This window comes from Streptomyces sp. CNQ329, from assembly GCF_000482585.1.
In genome coordinates this window covers 1,801-17,298 of sequence record NZ_KI519461.1, presented here as the reverse complement: position 1 = coordinate 17,298, position 15,498 = coordinate 1,801, and the positions used below count along the sequence as shown (strand labels likewise).

The following is a 15,498-nucleotide window of genomic DNA, read 5'->3' as shown; positions in this document are numbered from 1 at the left end:
ACTTGTCGGGGTGGGCGTTGGTACGTGGGGTGGCCAGGTGCCGGGGGCCGGTGCCGGGGAGTCCGTCGTTCGCCCGGTGCCGTAGGTCCCCTCACGCCCGCCCAAGGGTATGCGCCCGTTCTGACAGTGGGCCCGGGTCGTCGGTGTCGGCGGCTGGCCGGCGGGGTGGGTGGGGCGGGTGCGGGGGTACGCGCCGGGCGGAACGGTGGTTCGCCGAGCGGGCCGGTGTACGGGGGTACGTGCCCGGGGCGGGCGTTGGCGCGTGCGGTGGGCCGACGTGCGGTGGGGCCCGTGTCGGGGTGGGCCGGTGTCGCTGGGGCTCCCCCCGGGCCACCCCGCTTGTTGATTGTCGGGCCTGCGTCCGGCGTCAAGGGCGCCCCCTCCGCTTCGCTGCGGGGGCGTCGCTGCGCGATGGGGCTTCGCCCCACCCTTGACTCCGGACTCCGGCCCGTGACAGACCGGCAGCTAAGGGTGGCCCAGGGGGAGCGGGCACCCTCCGGCAGGGCTACGGATGCCGTGCCCGGCGGACGGGGGCCGCGGGCCGGAGCCGGGCGTGCCCTGATCCCGGGCACCCGCGGCGGACGGGGGCGGAGGCCGGAGTCGGGCCTGCCCTGGTCGCGGGTGGCCCGCGGCGGACGTGGGTGGCAGACCGGAGTCGGGCCTGCCTGACCCCGGGCGGTCCGGTGGACGGAGGGCCGGGCCCCGGGACTGGGCCCGCCCTGTCGCGGAAGGCCCCGGCGGGTGAGGGCCGGAGCATCGGAGTCGGGCTCGCCCCGGCACCGATGCGCGTGGGTGGGCAAAAGCCGGGGCGGCTGGGCGATTTGGGTATCTTTGGGGGTCGGGTGGCTGCGAGTTTGTCCCGGTGTCGTGCGCGGGGGCCGCTTCTGGCTCCGGGTTGGGGCCGCTCACGGGTCTGCGGGTAAGTTCGGGCGTGCTGCGGAGCAAAACTCTCGCCCCGTGGGTGATTTAGCCCGTTTTGGCGCACCTGTCGTGCCGAGTTTGTGTCGGTAGCCCTCATTCCGGGCCGCCGCGCGGGCTGGACGGCCCTTCCGGCGCCATGCGCGTGGGCATCGACGACCACGTTGCGCCACGTCGCCGGATCGGGCGGTCGAATCCCACGGACCCGGCCCTGCCGCCTGGCGGTCGCGCCGGCCGGGCGGTGTGTGACGGCCGCTGCCGGACAGGTCAGACCCCGCGGCCAGCCCTCCTCGCCGAGCTGAACGCCGTGCGCCGTCCACTCCCTGCGTACGTACCCATACAGGCTGTACGCGGCCCACTTCTCACAGGGAACTCGCAGAATCGCGCCCGGCCGTCCACCGGACCTCCGCCCCGATACTGGGGCCATGAGCGGCACGACAGAACGAAGTGCGGCGGGGGAGTCCGTTCTTGTGGTCGAGGACGATCCCGGGATCGCCGACATCCTGCAGATCACCCTGCGCTTCCACGGCTTCGCCGTGCACGCCGCGCCCACCGCCCGGCGCGCCCTCGAACTCGCCCGTGCCCACGCCCCCGACCTGATCCTCCTCGACGTCATGCTCCCCGACGGCAGCGGCTGGCAGGTCTGCCGGGAGTTGCGCGCACACGGGGACGAGCCGGCGGTGATCTTCCTGACCGCCCGCGACGCGCCCGCCGATGTGCTCGGCGGGCTCGCGCTCGGCGGGGACGACTACATCACCAAGCCGTTCAGCGTCGACGAGGTGGTCGCGCGGGTGCGCGCCGTGCTGCGCCGGACCCGGGGGCGGGTGCCGGCGGGCGGGGTGCTGCGGCACGGGGACGTGGAGCTGGACGAGGCGACGTTCACCGTACGGCGCGGGGGTGCGCCCGTGGAGCTGACGCCGACCGAGTACAACCTGCTGCGCCACCTCATGCGCAACGCGGGGCGCATCCTCACCAAGGAGCAGTTGCTGCGCAGCGTCTGGCAGTTCGACACGGCGGTGGAGTCGACCGTCGTCGAGACGTACATCAGCTATCTGCGGCGCAAGCTCGACCCGCTCGGCCCGCCGCTCATCGAGACGCGCCGCGGCGTCGGCTACGGCCTGCGCCCCGTGGGACCAGCGGAAAAGGCCGGGCCGGCGAACCCGGCGGAGCCGGCGGAAGCCGCGACTGCCCCCGACACCGCCGGGCCGCCGCCGTGAAGCGGTTCCCGCGTTCCCTCAGCAACCGGCTCTCCGTCACCAACGTCGTCATCCTGGCCATCGGCCTCGTCGCCGCCGCCTGCGCCAGCCTCTTCGGTACGTACACCATCCTCGTCGGCGAGGTCGACGCCACCGTGCGCCAGGCCCGCGACACCCTGGCCTCCGGGCCGCTCAGCGCCGTCGCCGTGGAGCGGGTGTGCCAGGTCGCCGAGACCTTCGGCGTCCCCGAGGACAAGGGCATCGCCGGCTCCACCAAGGACGAGCCGTTCGTCCTCCTCGACGCCGCCGGCGAACTCCGGCCCACCTGTGTGCTCTTCGGCGGCAACAAGGCGCAGCTCTCCCGGGACATCGCCGCCTCCGTCGACGACCCCGGCGCCCTCGCCGACTCCGGCGACATCACCGGCATCGCGGCCGGCGGCCACCACTACCGTGCCGCCGTCGCCCGCCTCGACGACGGTTCGTACGTCATCAGCACCACGCGCTACGACGGCGTCCGCAGCGCCGTACGCAAACTCTTCGTCATCGAAGCCGTCTTCGGCGCGCTGCTCCTGCTCCTCCTCGCCGTCGTCTCCTCGCACGCCGCGCGGCGCCGGCTGCGGCCCCTGGAGGACATGGTGGAGACCGCGTCGGCGATATCGGAGGGCGACCTGTCGCGCCGCGTCGACACCTCGCCGCCCGGCGGCAGCGAGGTGGAGCAGTTGCGCGACGCGCTCAACGCCATGCTGCAGCAGGTCGAGGGCGCCATGGCGAGCCGCGAGGAAGCCGCCGCGCGGCAGCGGCAGTTCCTCGCCGACGCCTCGCACGAGCTGCGCACCCCGCTGGCGACCGTCCTCGGCTACCTCCAGCTCTACGCCAAGGGGATCCTCGACGACGACGAGGCCGAACGCGCCCTGACCCGCGTCGGCGCCGAGGCGGAGCGCATGAGCCGCCTCGTCGACGAACTCCTCGCCCTCGCCCGCCTCGACCAGCACCCCGCCCGCGACCGCGCCCCCGTCGACCTCGCCGTCCTCGTCCGCGACGCCGCCGCCGACCTGCGCGCGCAGCAGCCGCACCGCCCCGTGACGGCCGACGCGGAGGAGCCCGCGGTCGTCGTCGGCGACGAGGCCCAGTTGCGCCAGGTCCTCGGCAACCTTCTCGCCAACGTACGCACCCACACCCCCGAGGACGCCGCCTGCACCCTCTCCGCCGCCACCGGGGACGGCGTGGCCGTGCTGCGGATCGCCGACACCGGGCCCGGGATGCGCCCGGAGGACGCGGCTCGTATCTTCGACCGGTTCTTCCGCGCCGACCCCGGCCGCGCGCGGGTGGCGGGCGGCAGCGGCCTGGGCATGTCCATCGTGCGGGCGGTGGTCGAGGCGCACGAGGGCGAGGTCACGCTCGACACCGCGCCCGGCGCGGGCCTAGCCGTCGTCATCCGCCTGCCGCTGGCCGGCGCGCGAGTTGAGAGTTCGGTGTGAAGCCCCTGCGGGATCCCTGAGGGCCCTGGGTACGCCCCGCCCTCGCGGCGACGCTGAAGCTCCGCGACGCCGAGAACCGAGGAGCCCGCCGTGGCCGCACTGGCCCGATTCTGTTTCCGCCACCGTTTCGTGGTCCTGTTGCTGTGGGTGTGCGCGCTCGTCGGCACCGCCGTCGCCGCGCAGGCGGCGGGCAGCCGCTGGGCCAACGACTTCGAACTGCCGGGCACCGAGTCCGCCGAGGCGGTCGACCTGCTGCGCGCATCCTTCCCCCAGACCTCCGGCGACACCGACAGCGTCGTCTGGCAGGCACCGGAGGGAGCGTCGGTGCGGGACCCGCGGATCCGCGAGCGGATGACCGAGGCGCTCGCCGGTATCGCCGACGTACCGCAGGTCGGCCGGGTCGTCAGCCCGTACGCGCCCGAAGGCGGCGCGCAGATCAGCGAGGACGGCCGGATCGCGTACGCGCAGGTGACCTTCACCGAGCAGGCCATGAACCTGGAGAAGGAGAACGTCGAAGAGGTCGTCGACACCGCACAGGCCGCGGCCGGCGACGTCGACGGACTCCAGGTCGAGCTGGGCGGCGAGGCGATCCAGGCGGTGCAGGGCACGCCCGGCGGGCTCGCGGAGGTGACGGGCATCGTCGCGGCGGCGGTCATCCTGTCGATCGCCTTCGGCTCGCTGTTCGCGATGCTGCTGCCCATCGTCTGCGCCGTGTTCGGCATCGGCACGGGCCTGATGACCGTCACCCTGCTCAGCCACACCCTCGACTTCGCCGAGGCGACCACCCTCCTCGGCAGCCTCATCGGCCTCGGCGTCTCCATCGACTACGCGCTGTTCATCGTCACCCGGCACCGCACGGGTCTGCGCCGCGGCATGGCGGCGGAGGACTCCGCGGTACGGGCCCTCGACACCGCCGGGCGCGCGGTCCTGTTCGCCGGCGGGACGGTGTGCGTGGCGCTGCTCGGCATGATCGCGCTGGGCATCGGCTTCCTGAACGGGGTGGCGATCGCCGCGTCGCTCACGGTGCTGCTGGGCGTCGCCGCGTCGGTGACGCTCCTGCCGGCGCTGCTGGGCATCCTGCGGACCCGGGTCCTCAGCCGCCGCGAGCGCCGCAGGCTGGCCGAGAACGGCCCGGAGCCGGAGCAGCGCCGCTCCTCCGGCCGGGCCGTCCGGTGGTCGCTGCTGGTCCAGCGCAGGCCGCGGCTGCTGGCGGGCATCGCGGTCGCCCTCATCGCCGTCGTCTCGCTCCCGCTGCTCTCGCTCCGCCTCGGCACCACCGACCAGGGCAACCACCAGGAGTCCGAGACCACGCGCAAGGCGTACGACCTCCTGGCCGAAGGATTCGGCCCGGGTTTCAACGGCCCGCTGCAACTGGTGGCGGAAACCCCGGAGAAGGCCGACATCCGGGAACTCACCCGGCTCGTCGGCGAGGTGGAACGAACCGAGGGCGTGGCGGGCGTGGGCACCCCCGCACCGGCTCCGGACGGCAGGGTCACCGTGGTGCAGGTCATCCCGGACAGCGCCCCGCAGGACGAGGCGACGGACCAGCTCATCGACCGGCTGCGGGACGACGTCATACCGGCGGCGCAGACGAGCGGTGCGCCCGACGTCCACGTCGGCGGCGTCACGGCGATCAACAAGGACTTCGCGTCCGTCATCACCGGCAAGCTGCCGCTGTTCGTCGGCATCATCGTGGCCCTGGGCTTCGTCCTGCTGCTGATCGCGTTCCGCTCGGTGGTGGTGCCGCTGACGGCGGCGGTGATGAACCTGCTGGCCGCGGCGGCGGCGTTCGGCCTCCTGGTCGCCGTCTTCCAGTGGGGCTGGGGCAGCGACCTCTTCGGCCTCGGCCGGGAGGTCCCGATCACCGCGTTCCTGCCGGTGATCATGCTGGCGATGCTCTTCGGCCTGTCGATGGACTACCAGGTCTTCCTGGTCAGCCGCATGCACGAGGAGTGGGTCCACCACCGCGACAACGCCCGCGCGATCCGGGTGGGCCTGGCGGAGTCCAGCCGGGTCATCAACGCGGCGGCGCTCATCATGATCTGCGTCTTCAGCGCGTTCGTCCTCAGCGGCGACCTGGAGGGCGTGATGGCGGGCATCGGCCTGGCGGGCGCGGTGGCACTGGACGCCTTCGTGATCCGCACGATGCTGGTCCCGGCCCTGATGCACCTGATAGGCCCGGCCAACTGGTGGCTCCCCGCCTGGCTGGACCGCCGCCTCCCCCACCTGGCGGTAGAACCCCGCGACCCCCAGGACACCGCCGAAGCCGCCCCGCACCCCCAGGAGTTGGCGCAGACGGTCGGGCGTGCGGGGTAACGGATCAGCCGTCACCGCGCAACGGAACGGGGTGCCGCCCTTTTTGGGCTGCACCCCGTTTCGTGGTGTCGTGCGCGGTCAGACCGCTGCCAGTTCCTTCCGCTGCTCCGGCTCCGCGGCCGGGGCCTCCTCCGGCTGCGCCGCGGTGCGCTTCGGGAGGGCGAACAGCAGCGCGTACACCACGCCCAGGATCGCGATCACCCACCACATCGCGTTCTCGAACGCCCCGGCGAACGCCGTGCCCACCTCCCGCGGTGCCGTCGGCTCGTCCATCGCGCCGAAGAACACCACCGACACCAGCCCCAGACCCAGTGCCATGCCCAACTGGTTCGTCGTGTTGATCAGCCCCGACGCCGAGCCCGCGTGCCGGCGCGGGACGCCGGACAGGACCGCGTCCGTCAGGGGCGCGAAGATCAGGCCCATGCCCGCGCCCAGCAGGGTCAGCGGCAGTGCCATCTGCCAGGTGGAGATCTCGGTGCCGTAGCGGCCGGACGCCGTCAGGTACAGCAGCGCTCCGGCGACCATCAGCACCGCGCCCCCGTGCAGCACCTTCCGCCCGAACCGCGGCGTCAGATTCTGCACCGACATCCCCGCGGCCACCGAGCAGGCGAGCGAGAACGGCAGCCCCGTCAGGCCCGCGTGCAGTGCGCTCCAGCCGAGGCCGAGCTGCATGTACAGCGTCCACACCAGGAAGAAGATCCCCAGCCCCGTGCTGAAGGCGAGTTGCACGCCGATGCCCGCGGCGAAGCTCTTGACCCGGAACAGCGACAGCTCGACCAGCGGCGAGCCGTCGGCGCGCTGCTTGCGCTTCTGGTACGCGACGAAGGCGGCGAACACCGGCAGGCTCGCGGCCATCGAGACGAAGCCCCACGCCGGCCAGTCGTTCTCGTGGCCCATGGTGATCGGGTACAGCAGCATCAGCAGGCCCGCGGTGGCCAGCGCCACCCCGCGCAGGTCCAGGCGCAGCGCGTCGGGTGCCGTCGACTCGCTGATGAAGCGGCGGCCCAGGATCAGGCCGGCGATGCCGACGGGCAGGTTGATGAGGAAGATCGGCCGCCAGGAGAGGCCGAACAGGTCGCCCTCGGTGAGCAGTGCGCCGATCATCGGGCCGGACACCGCGCCGAGGCCCGCCACCGCGCCGAACATGCCGAAGACCTTGCCGCGTTCCTCCGCGGGGAACGTGACGTGGATGATGCTGAGCACCTGCGGCACCATCAACGCGGCCATCGCGCCCTGCAGCACCCGCGAGCCCACGAGCATCGCCGGGTCCGCGGCGATGCCGCACAGCAGCGAGGCGACGGTGAAGCCGCCCATGCCGAACAGGAAGACCCGCTTGCGGCCGTAGATGTCGCCGAGCCTGCCGCCGGTGATCAGGCCGATGGCGAAGGCCAGCGCGTAGCCCGCGGTGATCCACTGGATCGCGCCGAAGGAGGCGCCGGTGTCCTCCCGGATGCTCGGGATGGCGATGTTGACGATCGTCGCGTCGACGAGGTCCATGAACGAGGCCGTGAGGACCACGGCGAGCGCGATCCACCGGCGGCGATCCGGTGCTGCCACAGGGGCGTTCTGGAAGGTCATGGCCGTAATCTAGGATCGGTACAGGACAGGTCATGTCCTAAAGAGAAGGCAGTCTGGAAAACATGACGACGGACACCCCCAAGCGGCTCCTGCACCTGCTCTCCCTCCTCCAGACGCCCCGGGAATGGCCCGGCAGCGAGCTGGCCGACCGCCTCGGCGTCACCGACCGCACCATCCGCCGCGACATCGAGCGGCTGCGCGACCTCGGCTACCCGGTCGAGTCCACCCGCGGCACCTTCGGCGGCTACCGCCTCGTCGCCGGCAAGGCCATGCCCCCGCTGCTCCTGGAGGACGACGAGGCCGTCGCGATCGCCGTCGGCCTGCGCAGCTCCGCGGGCCATACGGTCGCGGGTCTCGCGGAGGCGTCCGTACGGGCGCTGGCGAAGCTGGAGCAGGTGCTGCCGTCGCGGCTGCGCCGCCGCGTCACGTCGCTCGGCACCGCCACCACCCCGCTGACCCGCTGGCAGGGCCCGCAGGTCGACGCCGAGGTGCTCACGGTGCTCGCCGCCGGAGCGGCCGGCGGCGAGCGGCTGCGCTTCGGCTACCGCGCGGCGGACGGCACCGAGACCAAACGGCTCGTGGAGCCGGCCGGACTGGTCTCGGCGGGGCGGCGCTGGTACTTCGTCGCGTACGACAACGACCGCGACGACTGGCGGCTGTTCCGCGTCGACCGCATCACCCGCCCCTTCGCCACCGGCGTCCGCCCACCGCGCCGCGAGCTGCCGGCGACCGACGCGGCGGCGTTCGTCGAGGCCCGGATGGGCGGGGACCGGCCCCGCTACCGCGCCCGCGTGACGCTGCACGCGCCGCACAAGGACCTGGCGCGCCGCCTCGGCGACGCGGCGGCGGGGCTGACCCGGATCGACGGGGGGAGATACGAGTTCGTCACCGAGGCGGACGCGCTGGAGTGGCTGGCGCTGCGACTGGCGTCGCTGGGCTGCGAGTTCGAGGTGCACGAGCCGCCGGAGCTGGCGGAGTACCTGCGGGACCTCGCGGGCCGCGCGTCGCGGGCGGCGGGGGCGGAAGGGGAGGCCCGGGCGTCGGACGGTACGGGGGAGGGGTGAACGCACCTCAGGCCGGCCGCCGCCGACGGGCCCGGTGCCCGCCGCGCCCCTCACGCCGGCCGCCGCAGTGCCCCCTGCCCGGCGCTCCCCTCACGTCAGCCGCCGGCGCAGCGCCCGTGCCCGCCGCGCCACCCTCCGTACCGCCGGGCTCCGCGGTACGAACGCCAGCGGCTTCGGTACCCCGCCCGGCAGCCCCTGCACCGTCAGCCGGCGCCGTGTGAAGTACCGCCACGTCCGTGCGTCCAGCTCCGCCGCCAGCCACCGCTCGACCTCCGGCCGCCGCGGCGCGTGGATCCGCGGCTGCATCGTGAACCCCACCGCCGTCAGCAGCCCGCCCAGCTTCTCCCGCGTCTCCTCCGCGGTCGGCGCCCGCCAGCCGCGCACCGCCTCCGGGTCGTCCAGCGACGGCAGCAGCGCGTCCGCGATGGTGACGGGGACGCGGTTGCCGTTCTCGTACGGGGTCAGCCGTTCCAGCAGCATGCCGGTGCCGGCGCTCGCCACCGGCAGCCCGTACAGCGTCGACGCCGTCAGCAGCGCCGTGGAGAACGCGCCGGCCACCAGCGCCGGCCGCAGCCGCTCGTACAGCACCTCCGCCGGCACCGGCGAGTCGAGCACCGTCAGCGTCACGCCGAGGCGGCCGGCCTCGTCCTCCAGCCGCCGCGAGACGCGCGCGGGGGCCGTCGGGTGCGGCTTGAACACCACACTGCGGTGGCCCAGTCCGGCCGCCCCGCGCAGCATCCGTACGTGAAGCTCCTCTTCCTCCTCCGCCGTGAGGAGCTTCAGCGCCGACAGGTACTGGCCCAGGAGGAGCGCGGGCGAGGCCCCTCCGCCGAACCGGCTGCCGAGCCCTTCGCGGAGCCCCGCGGCGGGCAGGCCGAGATCGGCGGCGGCCGAGAGTCCGGCCAGCACCTTCTTCATCTCCTCCGCCGGCACGATCTCCGGCGGCACTCCGAACTCCGTGAGCAGCATGGGCCGTACGCCCGGCAGCAGGTCGGGGTAGAGCAGTCGTTCGATGCGCGTACCGAGGAGAGAGGGCAGCTTGCTGCGGGTGGGGCCGTAGCTCCTCAGGCCGTCGGCGTAGACGTGCAGGGCCGCGTCCGGGAAGAGCCGCACGAGCGCCCGCGCGGGCCCGGCCTGGACCGACTCCACGACGAGCGTGAGCCGGTCGTCGCCCAGGCCCCACAGCAGCCGCAGGTGCCGCTCCCACAGCGGCACGTCCTCGGCGCGCGGCTCCCACGCGGCGGGGTGCAGCGGGCGGATGGCGTGGTTCCAGTCGCGTACGTCGTCGAAGCGGGAGCGCAGGTGCGCGAAGCCGGCCATGGCGTCGACGGCGGGGGTGGTCTCGGGGGTGGGCGCGTTGTTCGTGATCAGCAGGATGCGGCGGTCCGCGGCGGGGAAGAGGCCGGCGTCCAGGGCGGCGGCGAGGGTCGCGGTGCCGTAGAGGGTGGAGGCCGCGAAGACCTGGGTGTGCCGCCCGGGGGCGTAGCGGATCTCCGGCTGCGGGTACGAGGACGAAGGGGCGGGGGCGTCGGAGGGGGAGGCCATCAGGCGGGCACCTCCGCCGCTGCGCCCCGCCGGTCCGGCCGCCGGATCCACGGCCGGTCCCCGGCCGTCCGCGGCCCGGCGGGGACGTGCAGCAGCGCGTGGTCCCGCCCGTGGGAGCACGGAAAGATCACGGAGAGTTGACGCATCCGCGCGATGCTAGGGGCCGCCCCCCGCCCCCGGCTTGCCCCGCCCCGACGCCGGCGTGAACGCCGGGCGGCGGAACGGTGAACGCCGTGCTCCCACGTCCGGGTTCGCCGTCAGGCGGCGTGTTGTTCACCCTCTGTACGGACGGTGTTGGGCCGTCGAGCGGAATGCCTCCCTAGCGTCGGCGACGTGCTCAACGACCCCCCGTCACAGCTTCGCACCGCTGTTCTCGCCGACTCCGACACCCGCTGGAAGTGGGGTGCGCTCACCGCTCGCCGTATCGCACCGGAGGCGGAGCTCGACGGGTATCTGCTCCGCGGCAGGGCCACGCCCACGGCCCGCCAGCTCGCCGAGGTCGGCGTCGCCGCGGACACGAGGAGGGAGGTCACGGCCGTCGAGTTCCTCGCCGCCGCCGACCCCGACCGCTACGACGTCGTGCTCCTGTCCTGCGTCGGCGGCACCGTCCAGGCCATGCTCCACGGCCTCGCCCGCGCCTGGCAGGGCGCCGGGCGCCGCCCCGCGGTCGTCACCGGCTACGTCGGCGTCGTCTACGAAAAGCTCTCCGACGGCCTCCTCCTGCGCAACGGCGCCGACATCGTGCTGGCCAACAGCCGGCAGGACGCCGAGCGCTTCCGGGCCGTCTACGAGGGCGTCGGCGCCTCGACGCACAGCATCGTGGAGTGCGCGCTGCCGTTCCTGGACGGCGAGCCGTACGACCCGGCCACCGCCGGCGACGGCCGCCCGTACACGGTCGTCTTCGCCGTCCAGCCCTCCGTGCCGGACAGCCGCGAGGACCGCCTGTACCTGCTGCGCCGCGCCGTCCGGCACGCCGAGCGGCACCCGGAGCGGGAGGTGCTCGTCAAGCTGCGCAGCCGGCCGGGCGAGCACACGACGCACATCGAAGAGGCCCCGTACCAGAAGCTCGCCGGGAAGCTGCCCGGCGGACTGCCCGCCAACTGCCGCCTGGTCTACGGCAACATGGGCGAGGTCCTCGACCGCACCGACCTCCTCGTCACCGTCAGCTCCACCGCCGCGCTGGAGTCCCTGCACCGCGGCATCCCCACCGCCGTCCTCACCGACCTGGGCGTACGCGAGCCGCTGGGCAACCACCACTTCCTCGGCTCCGGCTGCCTCGCCTCCTGGGACGAACTCGACGCCGGCCACCTGCCCAAGCCCGACCCCGTGTGGCTGTCCCGCCAGGGCGTCCCGGGCGCGGCCTCCGCCGAGCCGTACGACGCGGCCTTCGACCGCGCCCGCGCCCGGCTCACGACGCTCGTCGCCGACCCGCAACTCCCGCCGCTCGCGCCGTACTACACCCCCGAAACCGCCGGCGGCTACCTGCCGCGGATCCTCGCCCGGCACGGCCTGGCCCCCACCGGCGAGCCACTGCCGCAGGCATCGGCCACCGCCGGACGCGGCCCGCTGCGCCGGTGGGCGCGCACGCTGCTGCGCAAGGCCGCGCGCGCCGCGTACCGGGGCGGCGTCCAGCGCATCGCGCCCGTCATCCGCCGGATGGGGGCACTGTGAGCGGCACGCGCGGGGCCGCGAGCCCCCGGGGGGACGGCCCGGGCGCACGTTCGCCGCGCGGGCGGAGAAGCCAACCGAATCGCGCCGTGACCTCCCGCCCCGGCCCGCCTCAGCAAGGAGCCGCCATGTCCCAGCCCGAGTCCGCAGCCCGCGTGCTCGCGGTCATCCCCGCCCGCGGGGGATCCAAGGGCGTACCCGGCAAGAACCTCGCCCGCGTCGGCGGCGTGCCGCTGGTGGCCCGCGCGGTACGGCAGTGCCTCGCGGCACGGCTCGTGACCGACGTCGTGGTCTCCACCGACGACGACACCATCGCCTCCGTCGCCCGCGAGGCCGGCGCCGAGGTCGTCCGCCGCCCCGCCGGCATCGCCGGCGACACCGCCTCCAGCGAAGCGGCGGTGCTGCACGCGCTGGACACCCACGAGAAGCGCTGCGGCGCGACGATGGCCGCGGTGCTGCTGGTGCAGTGCACGAGCCCGTTCCTGACCGGCGCGGACATCGACGGCGTCACGGCGGCGGTCCTCGACGAGGGCGCGGACAGCGCGCTGACGGTGGCGCCGTTCCACGGGTTCCTCTGGCGGGACGAAGCGGACGACGTGCCCGGCGCGGCGGCGGTGCAGCCGCGACTGCCGGCGCGGACGGGGGCCGCCGGCGCGGCTGCGGTGACGGGCGGGGGAGCCCGGTCCGTCTTCCCCGGTCCGCCCCCCTCCGACGCCGCCGCGCACCATGCGCCCGCCGCGCACACCGCGGACGCCCCGCCCGCCCCGCACGCCGCGGGCGAAACCGTCCCGGCCCGGGGGTACGGCGTCAACCATGACAAGTCGTACCGCCCCCGCCGCCAGGACCGCCCGCAGGACCTGCTGGAGACCGGCGCCGCCTACGCCATGCGCACCCCGGGCTTCCGCGAGCACCGCCACCGGTTCTTCGGCCGCACCGCCCCGGTGCGTACCGACGCCGCCCGCGTCCTGGAGATCGACGAGCCGGACGACCTGACCCGCGCCCGCGCGCTGGCCCCCCTGCTCGACGTACCCGGACCCGGCTCGCTGCCCACCCGCCGCGACGTCGACGCCGTCGTCCTCGACTTCGACGGCACCCAGACCGACGACCGCGTCTACATCGACGCCGACGGCCGCGAACTCGTCGCCGTCCACCGCGGCGACGGCCTCGGCATCGCGGCCCTGCGCCGGGCCGAGTTGAAGCTGCTCATCCTTTCCTCGGAAAAGAACCCGGTCGTCGCCGCGCGGGCACGCAAACTTCACCTCCCCGTTCTGCACGGCGTCGACCGTAAGGACATCGCACTGAAGCGGTGGTGCGAGGACGAGGGCATCGGGCCCGAGCGCGTGCTCTATGTCGGCAACGACGTGAACGACCTGCCGTGCTTCGGCCTCGTCGGCTGGCCCGTCGCGGTCGCCGGCGCCCATGCGCTCGTGCGGGACGCGGCGCGTGCGGTGACGTCCACCCCCGGAGGCGACGGAGCGATCCGCGAGATCGCCTCCTGGATCCTCGGCCCCTCCCTGTAGCCCGATCCCTCCCCGGCGAGGGTCTGGAGAGTAAGGAACAGATCTGCATGAGCTCCACCCAGCGTTTCCGCACCTTTGGCGACCGCGTCGTCGGCCCCGGCCGGCCGGTGTACGTCACGGGTGAGATCGGCATCAACCACAACGGCGACCTCGACACCGCGCTCGCGCTGATCGACGCCGCCGTCGAGGCGGGCTGCGACGCGGTGAAGTTCCAGAAGCGCACGCCCGAGATCTGCACCCCGCGCGATCAGTGGCACATCGAGCGCGACACGCCCTGGGGCCGGATGACGTACATCGACTACCGGCACCGCGTCGAGTTCGGCGAGGACGAGTACCGGGTGATCGACGCGCACTGCGCGGAGCGCGGCATCCACTGGTTCGCCTCCCCCTGGGACCCCGAGGCCGTCGCCTTCCTGGAGAAGTTCGACGTGCCGGCCCACAAGGTCGCCTCCGCCTCGCTGACCGACGACGAACTGCTGCGTGCCATGCGCGCCACCGGCCGCACGGTGGTGCTGTCCACGGGCATGTCGACCCCGAAGCAGATCCGGCACGCGGTGGAGGTGCTCGGCAGTGACAACATCTTGCTCTGCCACGCCACCAGCACGTACCCGGCGAAGGCCGAAGAGCTGAATCTGCGCATGATCCACACGCTGCAGGCCGAGTTCCCGAACGTGCCGATCGGCTACTCCGGCCACGAGACGGGCCTGCAGACCTCGCTCGCCGCCGTCGCCCTGGGCGCCGTCTTCGTCGAGCGGCACATCACGCTGGACCGCGCGATGTGGGGCTCCGACCAGGCCGCCTCGGTCGAGCCGCAGGGCCTGGCGCGGCTCGTACGCGACATCCGCGTGGTCGAGGAGTCCCTCGGCGACGGCGTGAAGAAGGTCTACGACAGTGAGCTGGCGCCGATGAAGAAGCTGCGCCGGGTCAAGGGAGTCGTCGCGGAGGCGGCCGAGGAGGCCACCGAAGCGGCCGACGGGGCGCCGGCTGACGGGGCGCCTGCCGAGAAGGAACCGGTGGGAGTATGACCGAAGACGCCGCCGGCACGACCGTCGCCCTGGTGGAGAGCCCCGTCCAGTTGCTCAACGTGCTGGAGTGGGCGTACCGGGGCGGGACCGTCGCACCCCTGACGGTCGTCGTGCTGCCCCCCACCGAGCCGCTCTCGCGCGGCCAGTTGCGCCGGATGGCGGAGCTGGCGAGGGACGACGGCCTGCGGGTCCGCTGGCAGGAGGCGCGCGGCGGCGCGGGGCCGCTGCGCACCATGACGAGCCTGGCCCGCCCGCTGCGGCGGGCCCGGCGGGTGGTGCTGGGCGACCCGTTCTCGCGGTACGTGCAGACACTGCTGACCGTCGCGAAGGCGCGGGAGATCGTCGTCGTGGACGACGGGACGGCGACGATGGAGTTCACGACGCAACTGGCGCGGGGCGAGCGGTTCGTCCGCTGGCACCGCAGCGGGCGCGGCGGCGGGGTGCGGGGGATGCTGTTCGCGCCGGTCGCGAGCGCGGCACGACGGCGGCTGACCCCGGCGGGGAATACCTCGGGGACGCGGGTGGAGGTGTTCACCTCGATGCCGGTGGTGGACCCGCCGCCGGGGCTGAAGGTGTCGGCGAACGAGTTCGCCTGGACCCGCTCCCGCTTCGGCCCGCCGAGCCTCGGCACGGCCACGGATCTCGTCGGTACGTCCCTGGTGGAGACCGGCGTCGTGGACCACGACCGGTATCTGGAGGCGGTGGCGTCGCTCACCAGGGCGTACGGCGTCACGCGCTACTTCGCGCACCGCAGGGAGCGGGCGGAGAAGCTCCACAGGCTCCACCGGCACACGGGCCTGGAGATTGTCCGCCCCGACCTGCCGCTGGAGATCATCGCCCGCCGCGGCCCCATCGGCCGCACGATCGTCAGCTTCCCGTCGACGGTGGTGCACACGCTGCCGCTGGCCCTGGCGGGCACGGGGGTCAAGGTGGCGGTCTGCGAGATCGACGCGAGCTGGCTGACGGAAACGGTGTCGCCGCGGGCACCGGGCTTCCTGTCGTCGGTGGCGGGGGCGGCCCGGGAACGGCGGGGGGTCGCCGGGCTACCGGCGGGCCCGGCGACGGCGACGGGGTGGCCGGGGGCAGGGGCGGCACCGGCCACGCCGGGTTCGCCGGCGTGAGGGGGGGCCGGGCGTGAGGAGGGGCGGGCGTGAGGAGGGCCAGGCGTGAGGAGGGCCAGGCGTGAGGAG

The 15,498-nt window shown here is 74.1% G+C and carries 10 protein-coding genes; 8 read left to right on the top strand and 2 right to left on the bottom strand.

The features are described 5' to 3' along the window. Positions 1–1,343 precede the first annotated feature (1,343 nt). The 3 genes from I003_RS34120 (at position 1,344) to I003_RS0131260 (ending at position 5,908) form a co-directional block, all read left to right on the top strand. Positions 1,344–2,135 carry a response regulator transcription factor gene (locus tag I003_RS34120; RefSeq protein WP_199784377.1) on the top strand — a complete coding sequence of 264 codons (792 nt, stop codon included), beginning with the start codon at positions 1,344–1,346 and terminating at the stop codon, positions 2,133–2,135. Next, a complete protein-coding gene (locus I003_RS0131265; RefSeq protein ID WP_027775022.1) occupies positions 2,132–3,592 on the top strand; it encodes a sensor histidine kinase in 1,461 nt (486 codons plus the stop codon). The genes I003_RS34120 and I003_RS0131265 overlap by 4 nt, the downstream gene beginning before the upstream one ends. Before the next feature lie 90 nt (positions 3,593–3,682). Then, positions 3,683–5,908: an MMPL family transporter gene (locus I003_RS0131260; protein ID WP_027775021.1), complete on the top strand. Its 2,226-nt coding sequence runs from the start codon at positions 3,683–3,685 to the stop codon at positions 5,906–5,908. Between the two features lie 78 nt (positions 5,909–5,986). Here the strand turns inward: I003_RS0131260 and I003_RS0131255 are convergent, their stop codons facing one another. After that, positions 5,987–7,486, bottom strand: coding sequence for an MFS transporter (locus tag I003_RS0131255; RefSeq protein WP_027775020.1), 1,500 nt, complete (start codon positions 7,484–7,486; stop codon positions 5,987–5,989). A gap of 62 nt (positions 7,487–7,548) precedes the next feature. On the opposite strand from I003_RS0131255, the gene I003_RS0131250 reads away from it, so the two are divergent. Beyond that, positions 7,549–8,550 carry a helix-turn-helix transcriptional regulator gene (locus tag I003_RS0131250; RefSeq protein ID WP_027775019.1) on the top strand — a complete coding sequence of 334 codons (1,002 nt, stop codon included), beginning with the start codon at positions 7,549–7,551 and terminating at the stop codon, positions 8,548–8,550. Between the two features lie 90 nt (positions 8,551–8,640). Here I003_RS0131250 and I003_RS0131245 read toward each other — a convergent pair whose 3' ends face one another. After that, on the bottom strand, positions 8,641–10,095 hold the full coding sequence (locus I003_RS0131245; RefSeq protein WP_027775018.1) for a polysialyltransferase family glycosyltransferase: 1,455 nt from the start codon (positions 10,093–10,095) through the stop codon (positions 8,641–8,643). A gap of 333 nt (positions 10,096–10,428) precedes the next feature. Here I003_RS0131245 and I003_RS0131235 point away from each other — a divergent pair, with 333 nt between their 5' ends. The 4 genes from I003_RS0131235 to I003_RS0131220 all read left to right on the top strand — a co-directional run bounded on the left by I003_RS0131235 (position 10,429) and on the right by I003_RS0131220 (position 15,429). Continuing rightward, complete coding sequence (locus I003_RS0131235) at positions 10,429–11,766, top strand: DUF6716 putative glycosyltransferase (protein WP_486584497.1); 1,338 nt, start codon at positions 10,429–10,431, stop codon at positions 11,764–11,766. Positions 11,767–11,891: 125 nt separating this feature from the next. Beyond that, on the top strand, positions 11,892–13,283 hold the full coding sequence (locus I003_RS0131230; protein ID WP_027775016.1) for an acylneuraminate cytidylyltransferase: 1,392 nt from the start codon (positions 11,892–11,894) through the stop codon (positions 13,281–13,283). Positions 13,284–13,330: 47 nt separating this feature from the next. Further along, positions 13,331–14,308, top strand: coding sequence for an N-acetylneuraminate synthase family protein (locus I003_RS0131225; protein WP_027775015.1), 978 nt, complete (start codon positions 13,331–13,333; stop codon positions 14,306–14,308). Continuing rightward, positions 14,305–15,429 (top strand): hypothetical protein, encoded by a 1,125-nt coding sequence (locus tag I003_RS0131220; RefSeq protein WP_027775014.1) that lies wholly within the window; start codon positions 14,305–14,307, stop codon positions 15,427–15,429. The genes I003_RS0131225 and I003_RS0131220 overlap by 4 nt, the downstream gene beginning before the upstream one ends. Positions 15,430–15,498: the final 69 nt, after the last annotated feature.

Excerpts from the sequence above, each read along its gene's own strand:
- I003_RS34120 (WP_199784377.1), top strand. The coding sequence starts at position 1,344 with ATGAGCGGCACGACAGAACGAAGTGCGGCGGGGGAGTCCGTTCTTGTG.
- I003_RS0131255 (WP_027775020.1), bottom strand. The coding sequence starts at position 7,486 with ATGACCTTCCAGAACGCCCCTGTGGCAGCACCGGATCGCCGCCGGTGG.
- I003_RS0131250 (WP_027775019.1), top strand. The coding sequence starts at position 7,549 with ATGACGACGGACACCCCCAAGCGGCTCCTGCACCTGCTCTCCCTCCTC.
- I003_RS0131245 (WP_027775018.1), bottom strand. The coding sequence starts at position 10,095 with ATGGCCTCCCCCTCCGACGCCCCCGCCCCTTCGTCCTCGTACCCGCAG.
- I003_RS0131230 (WP_027775016.1), top strand. The coding sequence starts at position 11,892 with ATGTCCCAGCCCGAGTCCGCAGCCCGCGTGCTCGCGGTCATCCCCGCC.
- I003_RS0131225 (WP_027775015.1), top strand. The coding sequence starts at position 13,331 with ATGAGCTCCACCCAGCGTTTCCGCACCTTTGGCGACCGCGTCGTCGGC.
- I003_RS0131220 (WP_027775014.1), top strand. The coding sequence starts at position 14,305 with ATGACCGAAGACGCCGCCGGCACGACCGTCGCCCTGGTGGAGAGCCCC.